Here is a 19,811-nt window from a genome sequence, read left to right as displayed (position 1 = left end):
TAACCATCATGGCAAAGCAAAGTGATAAGTTATCAGCTCGCTCAAAACGTATTCGAAGAATTCGTAAGAAGGTTACCGGTACTCAAGAGCGCCCGAGAATGTGCGTTTTTCGGAGCAATAGACATATTTATGTGCAAATAATTGATGATACCACACAGAAAACCTTGGTATCAATGTCATCGGATGATAAGTCCTTTGACGGATCCGACATAAAAGGCAAAAAAGAAAAAGCAGCCAAGGTCGGAGAGATTATTGCGCAACAGGCTCTAGAGGCTGGAATAAAGAAGGTTGTTTTTGATCGTGGTGGTAACTTATATCATGGTCGGGTAAAAGCCCTTTCAGAAGGGGCACGCAAGGGCGGTTTAGTACTCTAACCTGCCGGGTGTATTCACATATTTTTTTAAATATTTCAGGTAATGGAAATTCCATTGGGGGTGCTACTTGGCTGATTATAAGCGTGCCAAAGAAGGCAATCAGGACGAATTTATTGAGAAGATAGTCTATATTAACCGCGTTGCTAAGGTTGTCAAAGGTGGACGTCGGTTTAGCTTCAGTGCAATAGTTGTTGTCGGTGATGGACAGGGAAAGGTCGGTTACGGACTGGGAAAGGCAAATCAGGTGCCAGAGGCTATTCGAAAAGGTGTTGATAAGGCACGAAAGGATATGCAGAGAGTCGCATTGACTGATGTGTCCATTCCGCATTACATAGATGGAAAAAGCAATTCTGGTAAGGTTATGCTGAAACCGGCTTCTGACGGTACCGGACTTATTGCAGGTGGTGCTGTGCGAGCCGTACTTGAGGCTGCTGGTGTGCAGAATATTCTGACAAAATGTTTGGGCTCTAATAATCCTCACAATTTGGTGAAGGCAACTCTGAACGGATTGCGAAGATTGCGTTCAGCCGATGAGGTAGCAGCATTGCGTGGTCTAAGCGTTGATGAGCTTACGAGCTAGAGATGATTTGGCTGATGTGACCCAGCCGTTACATCAATAATGAGTCAATAAAGAGTTGTGACAAACGTTGGATGTAATTATGAGTGATACAGTGACAATAACCCAGGTAAAGAGCGGCATTGGGAGTACCCGGAAAATTCGCGCAACTTTAGTTGGCTTGGGACTGACAAAAATGCATAAGACTATCACCAGGAAGAACACTCCTGAACTCAGGGGAATGATTCAAAAAGTTCAACACCTGATAAAGGTTGAGGAGTAGAACATGCTGACCTTGAATAATCTTTCTCCCAATAAGGGAGCCCGTAAAGCAAAGAAGAGAGTCGGTCGTGGACCGGGAAGTGGTCTCGGAAAAACTGCCGGGCGTGGTCATAAAGGTGCTCGCTCTCGCTCGGGGTACACTGCTAAACCAGGTTTTGAAGGCGGTCAGATGCCTTTGCACAGGCGTTTGCCGAAACGTGGCTTCACAAATACCTTTAAGACCAGCTATAAGATTATTTCTTTATCTGACCTGGAGAGCTTTGATGATGGTGCCACTGTTGATCGTCAGGCATTACTTGATGCCGGTCTGATTACCCAGCGTGACAGCTTTGTCAAAGTTCTTGCCAATGGTGAGATCTCTAAAAAAGTACAGGTCGAAGTTGATAAAGTCAGCCGAAGTGCCCAGGAAAAGATTATTGCGGCAGGCGGCACAGTAAAGGAATAAGATATGAGCGGTCTTGCCAGTGCAGCAAATATACCGGAGTTGCGAAAAAGAGTGGTTTTCACTCTTTTAATGCTGTTGGTATATCGTATGGGCGTTCAGATACCAACCCCTGGTATCAATGGAGACGCTCTTACAGCTTTCTTTGAGCAGTACTCAGGCACCCTGTTTGGCATGTTTAACATGTTTTCCGGTGGTGCTCTTGAGAATTTCTCTGTTTTTGCTCTGGGGATTATGCCCTATATTTCGGCCTCAATTATTATTCAGCTTCTGACTGTGGTTATCCCTCAGTTAGAAGAGCTGAAAAAAGAGGGAGAGGCAGGTCGGCGCAAGATCACCCAGTATACACGTTACGGCACAGTAGGACTGGCTCTGATTCAGGGCTTTTTTATAGCATCTGGTTTGGAGGCTATGACTGGACCTTCCGGCGTACCCATTGTGATTGCCGGTGGTCTCCAATTTAAACTGATGACGGTACTTACCCTGACAGCTGGTACCTCATTTATCATGTGGCTCGGTGAACAGATGACTGAGCGCGGCATTGGTAACGGCATTTCGCTGATTATCTATGCTGGTATTATTGCCCGAATGCCAGCGGCCATTGGCAAATCCATCCAGATGGTCAGTTCCGGGGATATTCCGATTATCATAGTGCCGGTTATGCTTGCTATGATGTTTGGAGTAATTGCTGTGATAGTCTACTTTGAGACAGCTCAGCGAAGAATTCCCATTCAGTATGCAAAGCGGGTTGTGGGAAGAAAGGTCTATGGTGGTCAGGCATCTCATTTGCCGTTGAAAATTAATATCTCTGGTGTTATACCGCCTATCTTTGCTTCTTCTATCATGATGTTTCCGGCAACCATCGGAACCTTTATCCAGATAGAGTGGATCCAGAAGGCATCAGCGTCACTTTCTCCAGGAACTGTATATTACTATATTCTCTACGTGGCAATGATCATCTTTTTCTGCTTTTTTTATACAGCAGTGACCTTTAATCCTGATGAGGTTGCAGAGAATTTGAAAAAGAACGGTGGCTTTGTTCCCGGTATCAGGCCAGGTAAGAAATCAGCTGAGTTTATTGATAAGGTTCTCACCCGGATAACAGTTGTTGGTGCTCTTTATTTAGCCATTGTCTGTGTGCTGCCAACCATTTTGGTGAGTAATTTTAATGTGCCCTTTTATTTTGGTGGAACTGCTCTCCTGATTGTTGTTGGTGTGGCCATTGACACTATCTCGAAAATTGAATCACACTTAGTTATGCGTAATTACGAGGGGTTCATGAAGGCCGGTAATGTTAAAGGCAGGCGTTGAGACTTGAGTGGCAGCTGATAGCGAGAAAAGTATTATTGTAAAAACCTCAGCAGAGATTGAGGTCATGCGTCAGGCAAATAGTATAGTTGCTGGCGTCCTGGAAATGTTGCAAAAAGAAATGCACCCAGGACTGACAACCCGTCAGATGGATCGTTGGGCGCATGAATATTGTCGGGACCACGGCGGAAAACCCGCCTTTCTCGGATATCGAGGTTTTCCTGCCAGCTTATGCGTTTCTATCAACGAGCAGATTGTTCACGGCATCCCTTCCAAAAAAGTGAAGGTTCGTGATGGTGATATAGTTTCAGTTGATTTTGGTGTGATCTATAATGGTTTTTATGGTGATTCAGCAATCACCATCCCTGTGGGTAAACTCACTGCTCCTAAAGAACGGCTTCTGCGGGTTACCCGTGAGGCTTTGGAACGAGGCATTAAACAGGTACGTATTGGCAATAGAATAGCTGATATCTCTGCTGCAATTCAAAAGCATGCAGAAAAAAATGGCTATTCTGTAGTTCGTCAATTTGTTGGTCATGGGATAGGGGCAAATTTACATGAAGCCCCTGAAGTTCCTAACTACACCCAGGATCAACCATCACCTCGAATTATAGAAGGAATGGTCTTGGCTATTGAACCGATGATAAATATCGGGACAGCTAAAGTGAAGGTTTTCAAAGACGGCTGGACAGTGATTACAGCTGACCGAAAACCTTCAGCTCATTTTGAACACTCAGTTGCAGCGACATTGGAAGGACCGCTTGTTTTGAGCAGAAGAAAAGAAGAATTGTAGAGGTTCTATCAAGGCTTCTGAGAAGATGCGGTTATTTCATTGAACCCCTATGTGGGTTCTTTTTTTATGCAATTCGAGTGAAAATTGGTTGTAAAAAAAACTTTTTTATATATAATAACCTTTTTTTATTTTTTGAAATAAAACTGGATGGGAACCATGGCCAAAGAAGAAGCCATTGAAGTTGAAGGAACTATAATTGAGCCCTTACCCAATGCGATGTTTCGGGTTGAACTTGATAACGGGCATAAGGTTCTGGCGCATATTTCGGGGAAGATGCGCATGCATTACATTAAAATTTTGCCGGGTGATAAAGTGACTGTTGAATTGTCGCCCTATGACCTGACAAGAGGGCGTGTTACTTTCCGTTCTAAAGGCAGCGGTAAAGGAAAGCGTTGAACCAAACAAGTCAGCAAGGAACAGAGAAATGAAAGTACGATCATCTGTTAAAAAAATGTGCAGCGATTGCAAGGTCCTTAAGCGTAAGGGTTTAGTTCGGGTAAAATGCAAGAATTCAAAGCATAAGCAGCGTCAGGGATAACCTGCATAATGTACTTTTTTAAGGAGTAGAGTTTTGGCAAGATTGTCAGGTGTAGATTTACCGCGCAATAAGCATATGGACAGGGCACTTACCTATATTTATGGTATAGGCCTTTCAACCGCACGCGCTATTTTGGATAAGGCTGATTTACCGTATCAGATGAATTCTGATGATCTGAGCGGTGATGATGTAACGCGTATCAGGAAGATCATTGAGACAGATTATGTCGTTGAGGGTGATCGCCGGCGTGAAGTGGCTATGGATATTAAACGTCTTATTGATCTCGGTACCTACCGGGGACGACGTCATCGTATGAGCCTCCCTTGCCGTGGGCAGCGGACAAAGAATAATGCACGGACCCGTAAAGGCCCGAAGCGTGGCGCAGCAGTGCGTAAGAAATAAGAAGAAAGTCAATACGCTTTTACTGTCGGTGAAAGTGCTATTCAGAGACGGAGCTATACGGAGCAGATATGGCGAAAGCGAAAAAAGGCGCAGTGCGAACAAAGCGTCGGGAAAAGAAAAATGTTCCTGAAGGAATTATTTTTATTTATTCTACCTTTAATAACACCGTGATTACAATTTCTGATAAGTTGGGCAATGTTGTGTCATGGTCCAGTGCTGGTGTTATTGGTTTTAAGGGGTCTCGTAAATCCACCCCTTTTGCTGCTCAGAATGCGTTGAGTGATGCGGTGGCCAAGGCAAAAGAAAATGGCCTGCGCAGGGTTGAAATCCGTGTGAAAGGACCTGGGCCAGGTCGTGAGGCTGCCCTTCGTGCTCTGACAGGGTCTGATCTGGAAGTTTCAAAGATCGTTGATGTAACACCGATACCGCATAACGGCTGTAAACCCCCTAAACGAAGAAGGGTTTAAGTCGTCAGCTGGTTGAGCTGTTTTTGTACGGTCGTTGCCAGTCTTGAAAATCGAATTGAGACTGACCGCAGCGTAAAACCGATACCGATAATTGATGGAGGAATAAGTGGCCAGATATACAGGAGCTTCCTGCCGATCGTGCAGACGGGAAAATCTTAAATTGTTTTTGAAGGGCGAACGATGCTACTCGGATAAATGCTCGTTTGAGCGACGTGCCTATGCACCGGGACAGCACGGACAGAATCGTTTTCGTAAGGTTTCTGACTATGCCCTGCAGCTGCGTGAGAAGCAGAAAGTGAAGCACATGTATGGAATGTTTGAAAAGCAATTCCGCCGCTACTTTTACCTGGCTGATAAGGCCAAAGGTGTTACCGGTCTGAATTTACTCTCCATGTTAGAGCGTCGGCTGGATAATGTGATCTATCGTCTGGGCTTTGCTGGTTCCAGGGATCAGGCGCGCCAGTTTGTTCGTCATAACCACTTTCAGGTTAACGGTAAAAAAGTAAATATCCCATCCTATCAGGTGAAACCGGGTGATGTTATCACACTGAAGGAGAAAAGTCGTAAGAACACATTTGTTGTAGAGAACCTTGAAGGCGTTGCGCGCCGTGGTGTACCCAGTTGGCTGGAACTGGACAAAGGCAATTTTCAGGGGACAGTGAAGGCTATGCCTAATCGGGACGAAATAACCATGCCGATTAATGAACAGCTAATAGTCGAGCTGTACTCCAAGTAATACAAGGTCAGGTATTTCATGGAACAGGAAATTCGGGATGATAATCCCTTTTACAGGAACTGGCATGACCTTGTTACTCCAGAACGTATGGAGGTTACCAGGGACAGCCATACAGACAGGTATGGCAAGTTCATCTGCCAGCCTTTAGAACGCGGTTTTGCAGCAACGATCGGAAATGCTCTGCGCAGGATACTTCTCTCCTCTATCAGAGGTGCTGCTATTACCTCGGTTCGGATTGAGGGAGCTGATCATGAGTTTACCACAATTGACGGAGTACACGAAGACGTCGCTGATATTATACTGAATCTGAAGCAGGTTCAGCTGAAACTCAACTCGCCGGAAACCCGAACTGTCATCATAGAAAAAAATGAAACCGGTGTGGTAACAGCTGGTGATATTGATGGCGGTGAAAAGGTTGTGGTGATGAATCCGGAACAGCCGATTTGTACGGTAACTGGAGAGAATACCACCTTTCGGGCTGAACTTGAGGTCCAGTGGGGCAAGGGCTATGTGCCTGCTGAGTGGAATAAAAAAGATAATCGTCCCATTGGGGTGATTCCTATTGATGCTGCTTTTTCACCGGTTCGCCGTATCCAGTATGTAGTCAGTCAGGCCCGTGTTGGGCAACGGACAGATTATGATCGTCTGACATTGGAAATCGAAACCGATGGATCTGTTCTGCCAGAGAATGCGCTTGCCTATGCAGCCAAGATTCTCAAGGAGCAGATGACCATCTTTGTTAACTTCAATGAGCAGGAAGCAGTAGCTCCAGAGAACATTGATGGCGATGGTGATGGACAGGATTTTCCCGATTTTCTTGATAAAAATGTTGAAGATCTAGAGCTGTCAGTCCGTTCTGCAAACTGTCTGAAGAACGCCAATATACAGTATATCGGTCAATTGGTACAAAAAACTGACGCTGAAATGCTGAAAACGAAAAACTTTGGTCGAAAATCACTCAATGAGATAAAAGCACTCCTCCAACAGCATGAGCTTACCCTGAATATGTCCCATGAGGGCTGGGTTCCGCCCTGTGAACGAGAGGACGCTGATAGTGAAGGGTAGAAATAAACTCTTTCGCCGTGATCAGACAACGTGATTTGCCGATTTTGAGGATAGAATAATGAGACATAAAAAAGCCGGTAGAAAATTGAATAGGACTGCGTCACATCGTTCAGCAATGATGCGGAATATCGTGACCTCGTTGCTTGAGCATGAGCGAATTTCCACAACTCTACCTAAGGCCAAAGAGGCCCGTCGTGTTGCTGAAAAGATGATTACCTTGGGTAAGCGTGGTGATTTGCATGCCCGGCGACAGGCAATGGCTTTTATCCGCTCAAAGGATATTGTTGCTAAACTTTTTGATGAACTCAGTGAGGAGTATGCAGACCGTCAGGGAGGGTATACACGCATCATTCGTACAGGCGTTCGTCCTGGTGATGCTGCTCCCATGGCAATCATTGAGTTGGTTGGCTATGAGGAATCAACAGTTTAAGAAGCTGCGGAATAATTCTCATTAAAGACGGTAGAGAGTACCGTTCTGTACTGAAACGAACAGAAGCAGAGAAGGTTTAAGAGCCGGTATGATTTTCATCATACCGGCTTTTTTTTATGAAAGTACCGAGGCCTCCTTGGAGTTATCCGGTTAACTTTCATGTTTTGTTCTCCTTTTCTCAAGGGGGAGGGAGAGTGTTTATGGAGAACCGTATGACCAGTGAAAAAAGCACAGAAACAGAGCCTGAAAACCACACCATTCCATTACAAGGCGATAAGGCATCCTTCCAGTTTCGTTGTCATCCAGGAGTGAGTTGTTATCTCAATTGCTGCCATAAACTGGAGCTGCGTCTCTACCCCTATGATATTCTGTGTTTGAAAGAGAAGCTCGGCTGTAGCTCCGGGGAGTTCCTTGAGCGGTACACACGCTTAGGGCTTGGGTCTCATCCTTACTTTCCGGCTGTTATGCTGAATATGGTGGAGAGCAATGATGCTCCTTGTCCCTTTCTAAACGATGCAGGTTGCTCTGTGTATGTTGATCGTCCTTCAGCCTGTCGCACTTATCCGCTGGAGCGCGGGGTTGAAAAAGCCGGGCCAAACGCACCACTGAAAAGCCATTATTCGGTTGTCCATCATTCTTATTGCAAGGGGCATGAAGAGGAGAACAGCTACACGGTGCGCCAATGGAAACGTGAGCAGCGTCTGGACTCCTTTAACCTGATAAATGATCTCTGGGCTGAGGTAGATGCCTTTTTTGCCAGCGATCCTTGGATGGGTGAGGGGCATGCAGGACCACGCCAGCAATTAGCCTTTATGGTCTGTTATAATATTGATGCCTTTCGTGCCTATTGTAATGAGAATCAGCTGACCAAGCACCTCAAGGTCAACCGTGAGCTGCGAAGACGGATCGAACGGGATGATGCGGAGCTGTTGAAGTTTGGTTTTGATTGGTTGCGGCAAGTTTTGAAAACATGATAGGTGCTGTGGGCGAATCTCTGGGTTCGCCCCTTTTTTTGTTTACCCACCTTGGGTTCCGTGCTACTTGTTTACTTGGCTTGAATGAATATGGGGAGAATGAAAGCGGACAGAATTTACTGAAGGTGAAAAGACATGAAAAAAGTTGCCTCATTGAAGTATGGCGTGGTGTTTAAGAAGGCCTTCTGTGACCCGGAAATCTTTATGGCATTTGTTCAGGATATGCAGCGATTCCCGGTTTGAATGAACTTAACAAGCTGAAATAATGAAAACAAGACTGGAAAAAGTTTACGAAAGACATTTCTGTCATACTGATTTTAAGAAATTAGCCGTTTTCGATCTTTTCTTACGAGATCAGTATTTTGCAAAAAGCTTTCGCAATCTATTTTTTACCGTTTTTAACCATTACAAGATGTTAAGGTGTTTTGGGTCGGGAATAGCTGCAGGATATGCTGGGCTTGGCTATCACGATTGAGCATGTCGAAACCGAGAAAGAATTTGATCCGCCCATAGGATATGTCAAACCCCGCTTTGATCTCTTTGCGGAAGATATAAGCCATCGTGTCATCGTTGATATTCAACATGCCCGTACCACAGATCATTATGATCGGTTTCTCTATTATCATTGCGTGGCCCTTCTTGAACAGATTTCCAGCTCTGCGAATTATCGCCCGGATTTGAAGGTGTTTACCGTAGTGGTGCTCACATCAGGTGATCGGCACCGTACGCCTATATCTGTAACAGATTTTGACCCTCACGACCTTGTTGGTCGGCCTTTGGGGGAAATTCCTCATAAAATTATTTATCTTTGTCCTAAATATGTGTCCAAGGACACCCCGCAGCCGTATCGGGAGTGGTTAGAGGCAATCAATGATACATTGGATGAAGAGGTTGATGAATCCATGTATCATCGTGCTGAAATTCAGAAGCTGTTCGCGACTATTCAGAGTGACCATATTTCCCCGGAAGAGCGGGCTCGGATGATTGAAGAGTATCACCAGGAGGAGTTGCAGGAGGTTGCGGTTGAGGAGGGAAAGCGAACTATTGCCTTTGCCCTGTTGCAGCAGGGGGTAGCTGTTGAGGTTATTGCTAAGGCTACTGGGTTGTCGGTTGGGGGAGCTTGAGGAGATTCGGGGACGGGAAGGGGAGGTATAATAGTTCCAGGTAGGTCTGCTTGAGTGCAGCGAAAGCGGACATGTCTTTCTCGGGAAAAAGGAAAACTCTACTTGTGACGGTGAGCCATGCAATACCGACGTGCAAGAGTACAAGGAGGAACCTATTTTTTCACAGTCGTTACCCATGAGCGCCAACAAGATACTGACTGCTGATGAAAATATCGAAATATTGCGGGCCGGATTTCAATATGTGATGCAGAATCATCCCTTCGGCATAGATGCTCATGTCATCCTGCCGGACCATCTTCATTTTATTTGGACATTACCAGATGGAGATCGCGATTTTTCAACGAGGTGGCGCTTGATTAAGAGCTACTTCACCCGGAATTTTGATGCGGGATATTCACCATGGCAAAAGAAGTTTTGGGAGCATCTTATTCGAGATGAAAGGGATCTGATGAATCATGTTGAGTATATTCATTATAACCCGGTTAAGCATGGCTTGGTTCAATCACCTGTTGACTGGCCTTTTTCGAGTATTCATCGTTACATCCTTGATGGATTGTATGGCCCGAATTGGGGCAGGTCGGAACCGGTGTTGTTGGATGACAGGCTTGGAAGTGAATAAGCGGAGTTGAATGCATTCAACATTGTTGGAATTGTCTGATTTCGTTGCACTCAATCAGACCTACTATTGCATGAAACAGAGAGGAACTTATGGAATGGTTTGCTAATGCGTTGCAATGGCTTATCGACAATAAAGCATGGGAATGGATCTTCAGCGGCATTGGAATTACTTCAAGTTCAGCTATCATTTCGATAACAGTGGCTTGTTTGTTAAGGAAGAGAAACTCCCCATCGCCGCACGAAGACATCTCCGCCTGCCCACCCAACCTCCGCCGTGATTTACTCAGGCGCTTCCGTGAAGATCTGACCACTCGCCTTGCCTCCCTGCTGGATGAACGCGATCCTCTGAATCTGGACAAGATGCTATCGCCACAGGAAGTCTCGCATCCCCATTCCCTGCGGGATATTCTGTATGAGCAGGAGGGTGATGCTCCTCAGTTGACAGGTCAAAGCGTTATTGAAATTTTCAATCAGCCGGATACCCGTCAGCGGCTCGCCATTCTGGGGAAGCCGGGAAGTGGCAAGACCTTTTCCCTTTTAGAACTGTTTGACCATCTGTTGCAGCTGGCCGAAGAGGATAAAAATAAACCGTTGCCGGTGATTTTTGAATGCTCCGAATGGGACGGTCAGGAGCTTGTTCCTTGGATGGCTGGCCAGATAAATAAATATGTAACAAAGGAGTTGGCCCATCAGCTTGTGCAAGATAGGGTTATCTTCCCACTCTTTGACGGATTGGATGAGCTGTCGCAAACTCGACAGGAAGAGTTTGTTCGAGTCTTCAACGCCTTTCAGCCGGGGCGTTCTTTGGTACTCTGTTGCAGAGTTAAAGAGTATCGGCACTTACAAGAAAAGGTAGCATTGAATCATGCTATCATTCTTCAGGATATCTCAGCAAAGAAGCTGGAGGGGTATCTCAAGCGTTTGCAACTATATAGTTTGTGGGATCTCTTGCAGCAGTTACGAAAAGAAGGAGATGAGGGCTGTTTGTTTGAACTCGCTCGTCGTCCTCTTTTTCTCGGGATTATATTGACACTGGAACAGGAGAAGAAGTTGAGCCAAGATGCTGAGTTGCAGAGCGGGAGGGATGCGGAAGACCGTTTATGGCAGCTTTACCTGAATTATTATTTAAAGGAGAGTTTGCCTGATAGAGTGGCCTCAGCTGATAGTTACGGGAAAAAATATACGAAAGAGCAGACGCTACACTGGCTGGGTTGTTTGGCAAGACACATGAACGCAGCGAAGAAAATAGAGTTGCGGATTGAGGAATTGCAGCCAACTATGTTGCACGAATATTTGCGATTCTGCATAAGCTATGGGGTAGCTGTTGGGTGGGCTGGAGGTATGCTTTTCGGGCTGGTTTTTGGACTAGCAGGTGGACTGGCTTACTGGCTGACTGCTGTGCTGTTTTTCGGGCTACCCGGAATAATTCGTCATAAATGGACAAGCTTGATTATCACTGGGCTGACTTTCGGCCTAGCTGTCGGATTGGGTGGTGGGTTGGCTTTTGGATTGGCATTCGGGTTGGCGGAAGGTCTGGCTATCGGACTACTCTTGTTGTTATCGACCATGCTGATGGTAGACCAGTCAGAAGGGATTGACGATATATCCCCCCTATTTTTTCCCTCCAGCGTGCAGGACTGGAAAAAATTTAGTTATGAACTGGTTGAAGGGTTGGTTGAAGGGGTGTATGTCGGGTTTTATGTCCAACTGGCTTTCGGGGTGGTTTTCGGGATATTTTGGCTGATGAATATGCCTGGGGATTATGCATCTGAAATAACTATTTATAATTGGAAAGGACAGGTTGTGATTGGATTGGTTTTCGAGCTGGCTATCAGTTTGATTTTCGGGCTGGTTTTCACGCTGGCTGGAGGGCTGAAAAGTATGAAGAGATCCAGGATAGATACACTACCCCCTGGGCAGGCCATTTCTTATGCAGCCTGGAGCGGTGTTGTGCTCCTGCCGTTTATCAGTATTACGGTCATGTCTGTTTTTGTCTATTTGTTCTTGCAGGCGGAGCAATTAGGAGTTGTTTCCGGGAAACTTATTAATATGACGACATTTTACAGTGTTTTTACCGTTATCATATTGTTTTATTATATAACCCTTGGGACAAACACTGTACTGCGGCATTGTGTATTGCGGCTCAGCCTTTGGCAGGAAAAGCAGCTTCCTTTGCGCCTTGGCCGCTGGCTGGAAGCTCTGCACCACCGCAAAATTCTCCAACAGGTCGGGGGTAGTTACCACTTCATTCATAAACAACTTTTGGAATATCTTGCCCGAACGAGACCTCAGCCAAGTAGCTCCGCTTGAGTAAAACGAAAGCAGACAACGTGTTGTCTGCCCTTGCGAAATTACCTCGCTTCACCCAAGCGGCCCACCTCCCTCACTTCTTCTCCCACTTCCCCTCCACCTTGACATACTGTCCAGCTGGCGTTTTTTCCATAGCCTTCTGACCAGCTAATTTTTCTACCGTGCTGAGAGGCGTCTTGTTCTTTTTCGCTATCTCCTGATAATGGGTTTTGCGTTTTGCATTGATCTCCTTGATCAGCTCAGTTGCTTCTGGGCTGGCTTTGACAACGTCCAGATATCCAGTAGGGGTCTCGCCGACAAGCCCTTGTGATTTGGCATCTGACAGCTCTAAAGCAAAGATCGGCTGACAGAGCAGCAAGGTGAAAAGGCAGCAAAGAAAAAGTGTGGTTGTGTTCTTCATAATGTTTCTCCTGTGCAAAGATATATGAGTAATGACAGAGGCAGCTCAGAACAGCCCCTTCTCCTCGTCAAAGAGATTATCCAGTTCTTTATCCACCTTGACCAGGATTTCGTGCTGTATCTTCACGTTAAGGTTGATGGTAATGGGTTCGGAAGGTGCAGCTACCTCCACCTTGGGTGTGCAGGCAAAAAGAAACAAGGAAAGGATTCCGAGCAAACAAGGAACCAGCAGGTTGGTCATGATGTCCTCCACCGGGGCATGGGATTAAGTGAGTCTGCGATAAGAATGCATTTTGCATCTCTATTGTACCTCACCTGTATCGCTGCTGCACCCGTTTATCGATCTTTTCACCCAGTCCTTTGCTGTACCGTAATCCCTGAAGCAAAGTATTCAGGTTTTGTTCGATAGTAATATTAAAATGGACCGGACGGCGTTTGTCCAATTCCGGGCTGATTCCCTGAAGACTGACGGCAAGAAGCAGCTTGCCAGAGGGCGAATATTCAGCAGTGCTCTTTAATGCAGTATAGCGAAAATCTCTGATCGCCTTGAGCGCATGTTCAGAAAGACCGGTTGCTTCGGCCTGTGCAGAGGTATAGCTGATTTCTCCTCCCGGAGGGTCGTTATACAACTCTCCTTTATTCACAGAAATTTTCTTGCCCTCAATTTTTACAGGGATCTTGCCGCTGATTTTGCCGGTGGCCTGCATATCTTTGGCCTTCATGAGCTCGACTAGATTAGCTAGGTCCAGGCTATTGACATTTACGGTAAAATTACTTTCCTTTTTATTGAGATCATAGCGTATTTCCGGGCTACTCATTGTGCCCTGGAGGAGTTCCGCCTGGAGATCGTTGAGCTGAACTATCGGTTGTTTACCGGTTTTTGCTGGAACAAGGCTTGTTTTTGCCCTGATATTATGAATATCAATACCGCCAATGAGTTTATGGAGAGAGACTGTCCCCTGGCTTTGTGAACGCAGTACAGGCAAGAGAACAAGTTTCTGTTGAGTATCCAGGCCCTCAAAAAGAAATTTCTGGAAATACCCACTGCCTCGCTCAATTTCTGTGAGCAGGGTGAGATGAAATTTTTTGCCCTTCTGCCAGTCTCCTCTGGTTTCCAGATGCATAGAGCCTTTGTCCAGGTCAAAGGGAAACTGCCATTTATTGAGCAGGCCCGCCAAGGTGATCTCTTCCTGATTCAGGTCAAGTGCTTTATCCGTGCGCAGAGTAAAGAAACCAGCTGATCGGCCAAGGTTATGTTCTACCTCTGCCTGTATTTTGCCAGGGATACGCTCAGGATCGCCTTGCAGCTTGCTGCTGATGACATGCTGTTGGAGCTGAAAATTCCCAGTAATATTTTTTAGAGGAACCTCGGCTTTTGGGGTAGTGATAATCAGGGTCGGGCTACTGAGTGTGGTGATGATCTCAAGCCCGGAATTGGTGCTGCGGAGGGCAGAGAAAGAACATTGCAGCGGACCAGTATTGATATCGACAGATCCAACCCTGATTGCAAGCGGTGCGGCCTGCAGGGTGTTTTTGGCAAAGGACCAGGTTGTTTTATTATAATCAAATCGGAGTCGTTTTGGTGATTGGAGGAGAATCTCCTGAACCTTAGTGGAACCGGCCTTGAGTGATTTGATATGTATCTTCTGCTGTTCTGCAAAGTCAAGCAGGAACTGGTTGCCCTTGCGCGAGAAATCTCCGGCCAGATCAAGGCTGCATTCTTTAATGGTGGTTTTGCCGAAGCGCAGCTTTTTGCCGTGAAAAGTCGAATCCCGATCAAGGTGCAGGTCATTGCCGTTGAGTTTCCCTGCGACGGAGATCTGAGCGGAAGAGGCAGTGAGGGAGGGCAGGGCAAGTGAGGAAGCAGCGATCATGGCTTTGAATCCTTTTTCCTGATTCCCTGGCAGAGGAACGTCTACTGTGCCGGAAAGTTTGCCATTGATAGCAGGAAGAGGTTGCGGAAGATAGGGGGCAAGGAAGCTGCGGAGCTGGTCACAGTGCAAGGAGTAGGTGCCCTTGATGCGTTGCTCCTGCATGGTGAGGTCGGTCTTGAGGAATTCTTGTTTGCCTTTTTTTCCGAAGAGTAGCAGGGTGGCTTGCCGGGTATCCGGCGTTCCGCTTGCTTCCAGGTGGATCTGATGCTTATTACTGTCGCTTAGGGTGAGGGCGGCCTGGAGTGCTGCATCAGATTTAAGAGGGAGCGGCAGGGAGAAGGTGCCGTCCAAGCTTCCTTCTGGTACAGGGATATTCTTCTCTGCTGTCAGGGGACGAAGAAAGAGTTCATTGACAGGCTGGAGCAATAGGTTAACGTCGCCAGTTAATCTATCCGGCTGGAGATTGAGTTTGATCCGCAGTATTTCTTCTTCGCCTTGCTTCCCGACCAGCTCGGCTGTGGCATGCTGGGCATCCGGGCTATGGAACTCCAGAAAGAGCTGTGTTTGTTGATCGACCTGAAGAATGGCCTGGGCCTGCAATGCCGTTTTGTTGAAAGAGGCGGTCAGGCGGATGTTTCGGTCTTTGACTTGAGCCGGGAAATTATCCTGGAGAACAACCTTTTCCAGGCGAATTCGTTCTATGGGCAAACGGGCTCGTATGCTGTCCTCTAGCAAGGTAATTTTTTCGGGAAGCTGGAGGGAAGGGGAGGGTGTGCTCTTGCTTTCCCCTTGCTGGCTCAGTGCTACTTCCTCTATGGTCAGCAGATCACATTTTTTATTGTGTAAGAGTCGTTGCAGGTCATATTGGAGGCTGATTTGCTTTGCCTGGATATGGAGCGTGGTGCCCTTTTTCAGGGGAAAGGTTGCGTTGAGAAAATCAAAGCGGACTTGATCGGTTCCGAGAGCCGCAAGATGAACAGAGGTCTTTGTGGCTCCGGCCCGCTGGAGGGCTGCTGTGATGAGCTGGTCAGCAAAGAAGTAGCGGATAACCAGCAGAGCGCAGGTGGTAAGGAGGAGCGTCAGGAGCGTAAGTTTGATGAAACCTTTGAGAATGCGCATAGTTTTCGGACCATAATGAGAATAAAGAGCAGTTTGCTGGTGCATTGGACAAAAATGCCGTATTACCCCAATGTAAAAACACGGCAGAGAAAGTCAACAGAAAAGCATGAGAATCACTAGGCTTGATGCCTGCCTGGGTAGGGCAGCTGCGGGTTAAGATGAACTTTTTGTTTACTCGTTTCCTGTTTCATGCTATTTGTTGTATTTGTTTGATAAGAAAGGAATATAGATTGGCTTGTACATGAGTAACTATAAACACATGAGGGATACAATGAAAGGTATTATGAAAATTGCAGCAGTAATGGTTATGTCGCTTTTGTTGCTGACAACTGATCTGATCGCGGAAGAGAGCAAAGGAGAAAATATTACGCCGGATATTGTCGGGAAAACATATCTCTTTGATTATGGTGAGTATGCGTATGATATAACAATAACATCGGACAAGTCACTGCATTGGAAGCTGGTTAAGGGAAGCTTTGAAGGGCCGAGTACTGGAGATAATCCGTATCTGTCCAGTAAGATTGCTGATAATGTTCTCTTTATCTCCTGGAAGGAAGAAAGCGGGTATCAGTTTTATAATGTTATGGATTTGAATACCGGGAAGTTGACGACCCATGCCAATGCGGACGGGATGTCTGTCAATATGGGGAAGGTTTCTTTGAAGAAGTGATGTGTGGATGAGTTGGGTATCTTGCGCAGGGAAAACGAAGTTATACCTGTTAACAATATGATGCAACGAAGCGAAAATGGAAGAAATGACCTGGATTGGTTCAAAATGGTGGAAGTTTGACTTTCATAATCATACACCGGCATCTGACGATTATGGGAAAGGACCTGATGAGACACAGCATAAACAGATATCCCATAAGGATTGGCTGCTTAACTACATGCGGCAAGGCATTGATTGCGTCGCAGTGACGGATCACAATTCAGGTGCCTGGATTGATCCACTTAAGCAAGCACTCCAAGATTTAGTATCTGAAGGCCATCCAGATTATCGACCGCTCTACCTATTCCCTGGAGTAGAGACTACTGTTCAGGGAAATATCCACATTCTGGCCATTTTGGACACCAACAAGGATACCTCGGACATTAATTCTCTGCTTGGAGCTGTGAGTTATCGTTCCACCAAGGGAAAAAGCGATAGCTGTTCTGAACGCTCGGCAGTTGAGGTGATTGATGAAATAGCAAAATTTGGCGGGCTGGCGATTCCTGCTCATGTCGATCAGAACAACGGCCTATTCACATCTTTTACTGGCAATACGCTTGAGCAGGTTCTCAATAACAAAAATGTATTTGCTATGGAGGTGTCGGATCTTGCTCAGGCAAAGCCACAGCTTTACACCGACAAAAAATTAAATTGGTCCGAGGTCGTTGGAACTGATTCCCATCATCCGTCGGGAGTAATTGGTGAATGCTATCCGGGAAGCCATTTTACCTGGGTGAAAATGTCTGAACCATCATATGATGGATTACGATTGGCACTTCTTGATGGCTCTCCTTCACTAAAGCGTTCGGATAGTTGCACAAGCGACCCTAATACACATGGGCAACTCGCTATAGAAAATATCGTGGTTGATGACGCTAAGTATTTGGGCAAAGGGCAATCCTTTTTCTGTCAACTCAACCCTTGGCTAAACACAATCATTGGTGGAAGAGGTACTGGAAAATCGACTTCGTTGGAGTTCCTACGAATTGCGCTTAAACGAAAGGAAGAAATACCCAAGAGCCTTGAAAAAGAATTCGCCAAATATAGTCAAACCTCGAACAACCGTCAAGATGAAGGCTTATTAAAAGATCCCACAGTTATCAAGGTAGGTTTTAGAAAAGACGGGGTGCGCTTTCGAGTCATCTGGTCTAATGCTGACGACAAGTATGAAATAGAGGAAGAGACTGCGCCTGAAATATGGAGAGTTGCCGTGGGAGACATTGCTCAACGGTTTCCGGTTAGAATTTATAGTCAGAAACAAATTTTCGAGTTAGCGAAGCATCCCCAGGCGCTATTGCAGGTCGTTGATGATGCCCATGCGGTCAATCATCGTGATTGGCAACTTGAATGGGATGAATTGGTTTCCAGGTATCTTTCAATTCGCGCACAAGAGCGAGAAGTCCAATCTGGTCTTCAGGAAGAAACAGTAATTAAGGGCCAACTTGAGGACGTCAAACGTAAGCTTGAGGTTTTTGAAAAGGCAGGGCATGCTGATGTCCTTAAGACTTATCAGTTTAGGCAGAACCAGAGTAAGGCCATCGATTCCTGGGAAAAGACGTGGGAAGGTTTTGCCAGAAAAGTTCTTGATATTTCAGGATCTCTATTGCCATCTGAATTGGATTTACAGCATTTCGATCCTGAGAATACTGATGAGAAAGAGCTGCTTGATGCTACTGCGGATATCCTTACGACATTTGAGAAGCTCCAGAATGAGATGAATTCAATCGCGCAGCGGATTGATGACACGAAGAGCGCGTGGATTCAAGCACGACCCGGCCTGGAAATATCGAAAAATATCAAAATGGCAAACCGAGAGTACACCGAGCTCCTCGGACAACTTAACGCCGCAGGTGCTGGTGATCCTTCGGCATATGGTGTTTTGGTTAAGCAGACTCAGGGGCTTGAGGAAAAGCTCAAGGGTTTCGACCAAAAGAGGGAAATCCTTGCTCAATATCAAAAGAATGCGGAAGAGTGTTTGAAAAAGCTCCGTGAGCATAGGGCCAAGATAACCAGACTTCGCGAGGATTTTCTTGAAAATACCCTTGTCGGCAATTCGTATGTCCAGATCAATGTCATTCCGTTTGGAAACAAGATTACAGTTGAGGAAGAGTTCCGTAACCTAATCGACAGAGGCAATGGTGGCTTTGATCGTGATATAGGCGTGGTCGATGGGGATGAAGGTCTGCTGGCTACTCTGACGCAGAACCCAGACAAAAACATGGAAGAGAAGATTGCTACGCTGAAATCTTCGCTGCTTGCAATTCATGCGAACGATACGGAAGCGGTGGAGTCATCCAAAGATCGACGATTTGTTTCCCACATTCAGGGATTGGCTCCCGAGCAAATAGATCGAATCCAGTGCTGGTTTCCCGATGACTCCCTGGATATCAGGTATAGTCTTAAGGAAGGTGCAGGCTTTAAACCTGTAGAGCAAGGATCACCAGGGCAAAAGACTGCTGCGCTTCTTGCCTTTATCCTCTCGTATGGCGATGAGCCTCTCGTGCTTGATCAACCGGAAGATGATTTGGACAATCACTTGATATACGATCTCATCGTAACGCAACTGAAGGAAGTCAAACAGAAGAGACAGGTTTTGGTTGTCACGCATAACGCTAATATCGTTGTAAATGGTGATGCGGATAATGTCATCGCCCTTGATGTGAGATCTGGGCAAACTCGAATTGTGACACAGGGTGGACTTCAGGAGCCTTCCATAAGAGATGAAATATGCCGAGTGATGGAAGGCGGGAGAGAGGCATTTGATCAAAGATATAGAAGAATCAATGCTGGGATCGTATAACGAACAAATTTATTCAGGTTACATCATCCCAAAGTCAATCAGAATCAACACGATATCAATTTGAATCACTCCATTTCAAACCGGAAAAAGGTACAATATCAATTGGATGAGCCAATAAGACCACGCGCTGCTGATGCTTGGCAGCTTCGGTTATCCGTATCCCGTAGGTTTTGTGTCGGAAGAATAAATAATAAAGGAACAATGTCATGAATGATGAATTCGAGCAAAATAATGATTTCGAGCAAGGTGAAGACCGGCTCACAGAGTTAATAAAACAGGCAGGTGAAACCGCTCGTAGAAAGAAGAAAAAGGTATTGAACAAACATTTTGAAAAAATCAGACAAGCCGTCAAAACTGCTGCGTCGTAACCGTTCAGACCCCTCTCATTTTTTTTACGCAGCAAGAGGCAGAGGAGGCACATCCAGCCCCTGGCGCCGAGCCGTGATAACCTCAGCGAGATATTTCCACGGACAGGCGTTGCGCTTCCTACA

At 46.0% G+C, this 19,811-nt stretch carries 22 protein-coding genes and 1 pseudogene; 20 read left to right on the top strand and 3 right to left on the bottom strand.

What is annotated here, in order from left to right:
- Positions 1-8: 8 nt before the first annotated feature.
- From rplR to L2082_RS01120, 17 genes and pseudogenes are all read left to right on the top strand, one after another.
- Positions 9-374 (top strand): 50S ribosomal protein L18, encoded by a 366-nt coding sequence (gene rplR, locus L2082_RS01200; protein WP_446009854.1) that lies wholly within the window; start codon positions 9-11, stop codon positions 372-374.
- Between the two features lie 67 nt (positions 375-441).
- Positions 442-954 carry a 30S ribosomal protein S5 gene (rpsE, locus tag L2082_RS01195; protein ID WP_446011365.1) on the top strand — a complete coding sequence of 171 codons (513 nt, stop codon included), beginning with the start codon at positions 442-444 and terminating at the stop codon, positions 952-954.
- Positions 955-1,033: 79 nt separating this feature from the next.
- Positions 1,034-1,213 carry a 50S ribosomal protein L30 gene (gene rpmD, locus L2082_RS01190; RefSeq protein WP_446008770.1) on the top strand — a complete coding sequence of 60 codons (180 nt, stop codon included), beginning with the start codon at positions 1,034-1,036 and terminating at the stop codon, positions 1,211-1,213.
- A 3-nt stretch (positions 1,214-1,216) separates the two neighbouring features.
- A complete protein-coding gene (gene rplO, locus L2082_RS01185) occupies positions 1,217-1,657 on the top strand; it encodes a 50S ribosomal protein L15 (RefSeq protein WP_446008771.1) in 441 nt (146 codons plus the stop codon).
- Between the two features lie 3 nt (positions 1,658-1,660).
- Positions 1,661-2,965 carry a preprotein translocase subunit SecY gene (gene secY / locus L2082_RS01180; protein ID WP_446008772.1) on the top strand — a complete coding sequence of 435 codons (1,305 nt, stop codon included), beginning with the start codon at positions 1,661-1,663 and terminating at the stop codon, positions 2,963-2,965.
- 7 nt (positions 2,966-2,972) lie between these two features.
- Complete coding sequence (map, locus tag L2082_RS01175) at positions 2,973-3,755, top strand: type I methionyl aminopeptidase (RefSeq protein WP_446008773.1); 783 nt, start codon at positions 2,973-2,975, stop codon at positions 3,753-3,755.
- A gap of 156 nt (positions 3,756-3,911) precedes the next feature.
- Positions 3,912-4,151: a translation initiation factor IF-1 gene (infA, locus tag L2082_RS01170; protein ID WP_446008774.1), complete on the top strand. Its 240-nt coding sequence runs from the start codon at positions 3,912-3,914 to the stop codon at positions 4,149-4,151.
- 28 nt (positions 4,152-4,179) lie between these two features.
- Positions 4,180-4,293: a 50S ribosomal protein L36 gene (gene rpmJ / locus L2082_RS01165; RefSeq protein ID WP_446008775.1), complete on the top strand. Its 114-nt coding sequence runs from the start codon at positions 4,180-4,182 to the stop codon at positions 4,291-4,293.
- Positions 4,294-4,326: 33 nt separating this feature from the next.
- Positions 4,327-4,695 carry a 30S ribosomal protein S13 gene (gene rpsM / locus L2082_RS01160; RefSeq protein ID WP_446008776.1) on the top strand — a complete coding sequence of 123 codons (369 nt, stop codon included), beginning with the start codon at positions 4,327-4,329 and terminating at the stop codon, positions 4,693-4,695.
- A 68-nt stretch (positions 4,696-4,763) separates the two neighbouring features.
- A complete protein-coding gene (rpsK, locus tag L2082_RS01155; protein ID WP_446008777.1) occupies positions 4,764-5,162 on the top strand; it encodes a 30S ribosomal protein S11 in 399 nt (132 codons plus the stop codon).
- Between the two features lie 106 nt (positions 5,163-5,268).
- On the top strand, positions 5,269-5,898 hold the full coding sequence (rpsD, locus tag L2082_RS01150; RefSeq protein WP_446008778.1) for a 30S ribosomal protein S4: 630 nt from the start codon (positions 5,269-5,271) through the stop codon (positions 5,896-5,898).
- Between the two features lie 18 nt (positions 5,899-5,916).
- Positions 5,917-6,963 carry a DNA-directed RNA polymerase subunit alpha gene (locus L2082_RS01145; protein WP_446008779.1) on the top strand — a complete coding sequence of 349 codons (1,047 nt, stop codon included), beginning with the start codon at positions 5,917-5,919 and terminating at the stop codon, positions 6,961-6,963.
- Positions 6,964-7,021: 58 nt separating this feature from the next.
- Entirely contained in the window at positions 7,022-7,393 is a 372-nt protein-coding gene (gene rplQ, locus L2082_RS01140) for a 50S ribosomal protein L17 (protein ID WP_446008780.1), read from the top strand.
- Positions 7,394-7,605: 212 nt separating this feature from the next.
- Complete coding sequence (locus L2082_RS01135) at positions 7,606-8,367, top strand: YkgJ family cysteine cluster protein (RefSeq protein WP_446008781.1); 762 nt, start codon at positions 7,606-7,608, stop codon at positions 8,365-8,367.
- Positions 8,368-8,825: 458 nt separating this feature from the next.
- The gene (locus L2082_RS01130) at positions 8,826-9,491 is read left to right on the top strand and encodes a hypothetical protein (protein WP_446008782.1); all 666 of its coding nucleotides are present in this window, start codon (positions 8,826-8,828) and stop codon (positions 9,489-9,491) included.
- A gap of 117 nt (positions 9,492-9,608) precedes the next feature.
- Positions 9,609-10,110: pseudogene (locus L2082_RS01125) on the top strand (REP-associated tyrosine transposase).
- An 89-nt stretch (positions 10,111-10,199) separates the two neighbouring features.
- Positions 10,200-12,419 carry an NACHT domain-containing protein gene (locus L2082_RS01120; protein ID WP_446008783.1) on the top strand — a complete coding sequence of 740 codons (2,220 nt, stop codon included), beginning with the start codon at positions 10,200-10,202 and terminating at the stop codon, positions 12,417-12,419.
- A 73-nt stretch (positions 12,420-12,492) separates the two neighbouring features.
- Here the strand turns inward: L2082_RS01120 and L2082_RS01115 are convergent, their stop codons facing one another.
- The 3 genes from L2082_RS01115 to L2082_RS01105 form a co-directional block, all read right to left on the bottom strand.
- Positions 12,493-12,819 carry a YdbL family protein gene (locus L2082_RS01115; protein WP_446008784.1) on the bottom strand — a complete coding sequence of 109 codons (327 nt, stop codon included), beginning with the start codon at positions 12,817-12,819 and terminating at the stop codon, positions 12,493-12,495.
- A 45-nt stretch (positions 12,820-12,864) separates the two neighbouring features.
- Positions 12,865-13,059 (bottom strand): YnbE family lipoprotein, encoded by a 195-nt coding sequence (locus L2082_RS01110; protein WP_446008785.1) that lies wholly within the window; start codon positions 13,057-13,059, stop codon positions 12,865-12,867.
- Positions 13,060-13,129: 70 nt separating this feature from the next.
- Positions 13,130-15,856 carry an intermembrane phospholipid transport protein YdbH family protein gene (locus L2082_RS01105; protein WP_446011364.1) on the bottom strand — a complete coding sequence of 909 codons (2,727 nt, stop codon included), beginning with the start codon at positions 15,854-15,856 and terminating at the stop codon, positions 13,130-13,132.
- A gap of 238 nt (positions 15,857-16,094) precedes the next feature.
- Between L2082_RS01105 and L2082_RS01100 the strand changes: the two genes are divergently transcribed.
- The 3 genes from L2082_RS01100 (at position 16,095) to L2082_RS01090 (ending at position 19,688) form a co-directional block, all read left to right on the top strand.
- Positions 16,095-16,481, top strand: coding sequence for a MoaF-related domain-containing protein (locus L2082_RS01100; RefSeq protein WP_446008787.1), 387 nt, complete (start codon positions 16,095-16,097; stop codon positions 16,479-16,481).
- Positions 16,482-16,566: 85 nt separating this feature from the next.
- Positions 16,567-19,320, top strand: a complete 2,754-nt coding sequence (locus tag L2082_RS01095; protein WP_446011375.1) for a TrlF family AAA-like ATPase — start codon at positions 16,567-16,569, stop codon at positions 19,318-19,320.
- Between the two features lie 206 nt (positions 19,321-19,526).
- The gene (locus L2082_RS01090) at positions 19,527-19,688 is read left to right on the top strand and encodes a hypothetical protein (RefSeq protein WP_446011363.1); all 162 of its coding nucleotides are present in this window, start codon (positions 19,527-19,529) and stop codon (positions 19,686-19,688) included.
- Positions 19,689-19,811: the final 123 nt, after the last annotated feature.

Source organism: Candidatus Electrothrix sp., assembly GCF_052785085.1.
Note: the sequence above shows the minus strand (reverse complement) of the source record. Positions and strands in the feature narration are given on the sequence as shown.

Coding starts and splice junctions, on each gene's coding strand:
- rplR (WP_446009854.1), top strand. CDS start 9: ATGGCAAAGCAAAGTGATAAGTTATCAGCTCGCTCAAAACGTATTCGA.
- rpmD (WP_446008770.1), top strand. CDS start 1,034: ATGAGTGATACAGTGACAATAACCCAGGTAAAGAGCGGCATTGGGAGT.
- rplO (WP_446008771.1), top strand. CDS start 1,217: ATGCTGACCTTGAATAATCTTTCTCCCAATAAGGGAGCCCGTAAAGCA.
- secY (WP_446008772.1), top strand. CDS start 1,661: ATGAGCGGTCTTGCCAGTGCAGCAAATATACCGGAGTTGCGAAAAAGA.
- infA (WP_446008774.1), top strand. CDS start 3,912: ATGGCCAAAGAAGAAGCCATTGAAGTTGAAGGAACTATAATTGAGCCC.
- rpmJ (WP_446008775.1), top strand. CDS start 4,180: ATGAAAGTACGATCATCTGTTAAAAAAATGTGCAGCGATTGCAAGGTC.
- rpsK (WP_446008777.1), top strand. CDS start 4,764: ATGGCGAAAGCGAAAAAAGGCGCAGTGCGAACAAAGCGTCGGGAAAAG.
- L2082_RS01145 (WP_446008779.1), top strand. CDS start 5,917: ATGGAACAGGAAATTCGGGATGATAATCCCTTTTACAGGAACTGGCAT.
- rplQ (WP_446008780.1), top strand. CDS start 7,022: ATGAGACATAAAAAAGCCGGTAGAAAATTGAATAGGACTGCGTCACAT.
- L2082_RS01135 (WP_446008781.1), top strand. CDS start 7,606: ATGACCAGTGAAAAAAGCACAGAAACAGAGCCTGAAAACCACACCATT.
- L2082_RS01120 (WP_446008783.1), top strand. CDS start 10,200: ATGGAATGGTTTGCTAATGCGTTGCAATGGCTTATCGACAATAAAGCA.
- L2082_RS01115 (WP_446008784.1), bottom strand. CDS start 12,819: ATGAAGAACACAACCACACTTTTTCTTTGCTGCCTTTTCACCTTGCTG.
- L2082_RS01110 (WP_446008785.1), bottom strand. CDS start 13,059: ATGACCAACCTGCTGGTTCCTTGTTTGCTCGGAATCCTTTCCTTGTTT.
- L2082_RS01105 (WP_446011364.1), bottom strand. CDS start 15,856: ATGCACCAGCAAACTGCTCTTTATTCTCATTATGGTCCGAAAACTATG.
- L2082_RS01100 (WP_446008787.1), top strand. CDS start 16,095: ATGAAAATTGCAGCAGTAATGGTTATGTCGCTTTTGTTGCTGACAACT.
- L2082_RS01095 (WP_446011375.1), top strand. CDS start 16,567: ATGACCTGGATTGGTTCAAAATGGTGGAAGTTTGACTTTCATAATCAT.
- L2082_RS01090 (WP_446011363.1), top strand. CDS start 19,527: ATGAATGATGAATTCGAGCAAAATAATGATTTCGAGCAAGGTGAAGAC.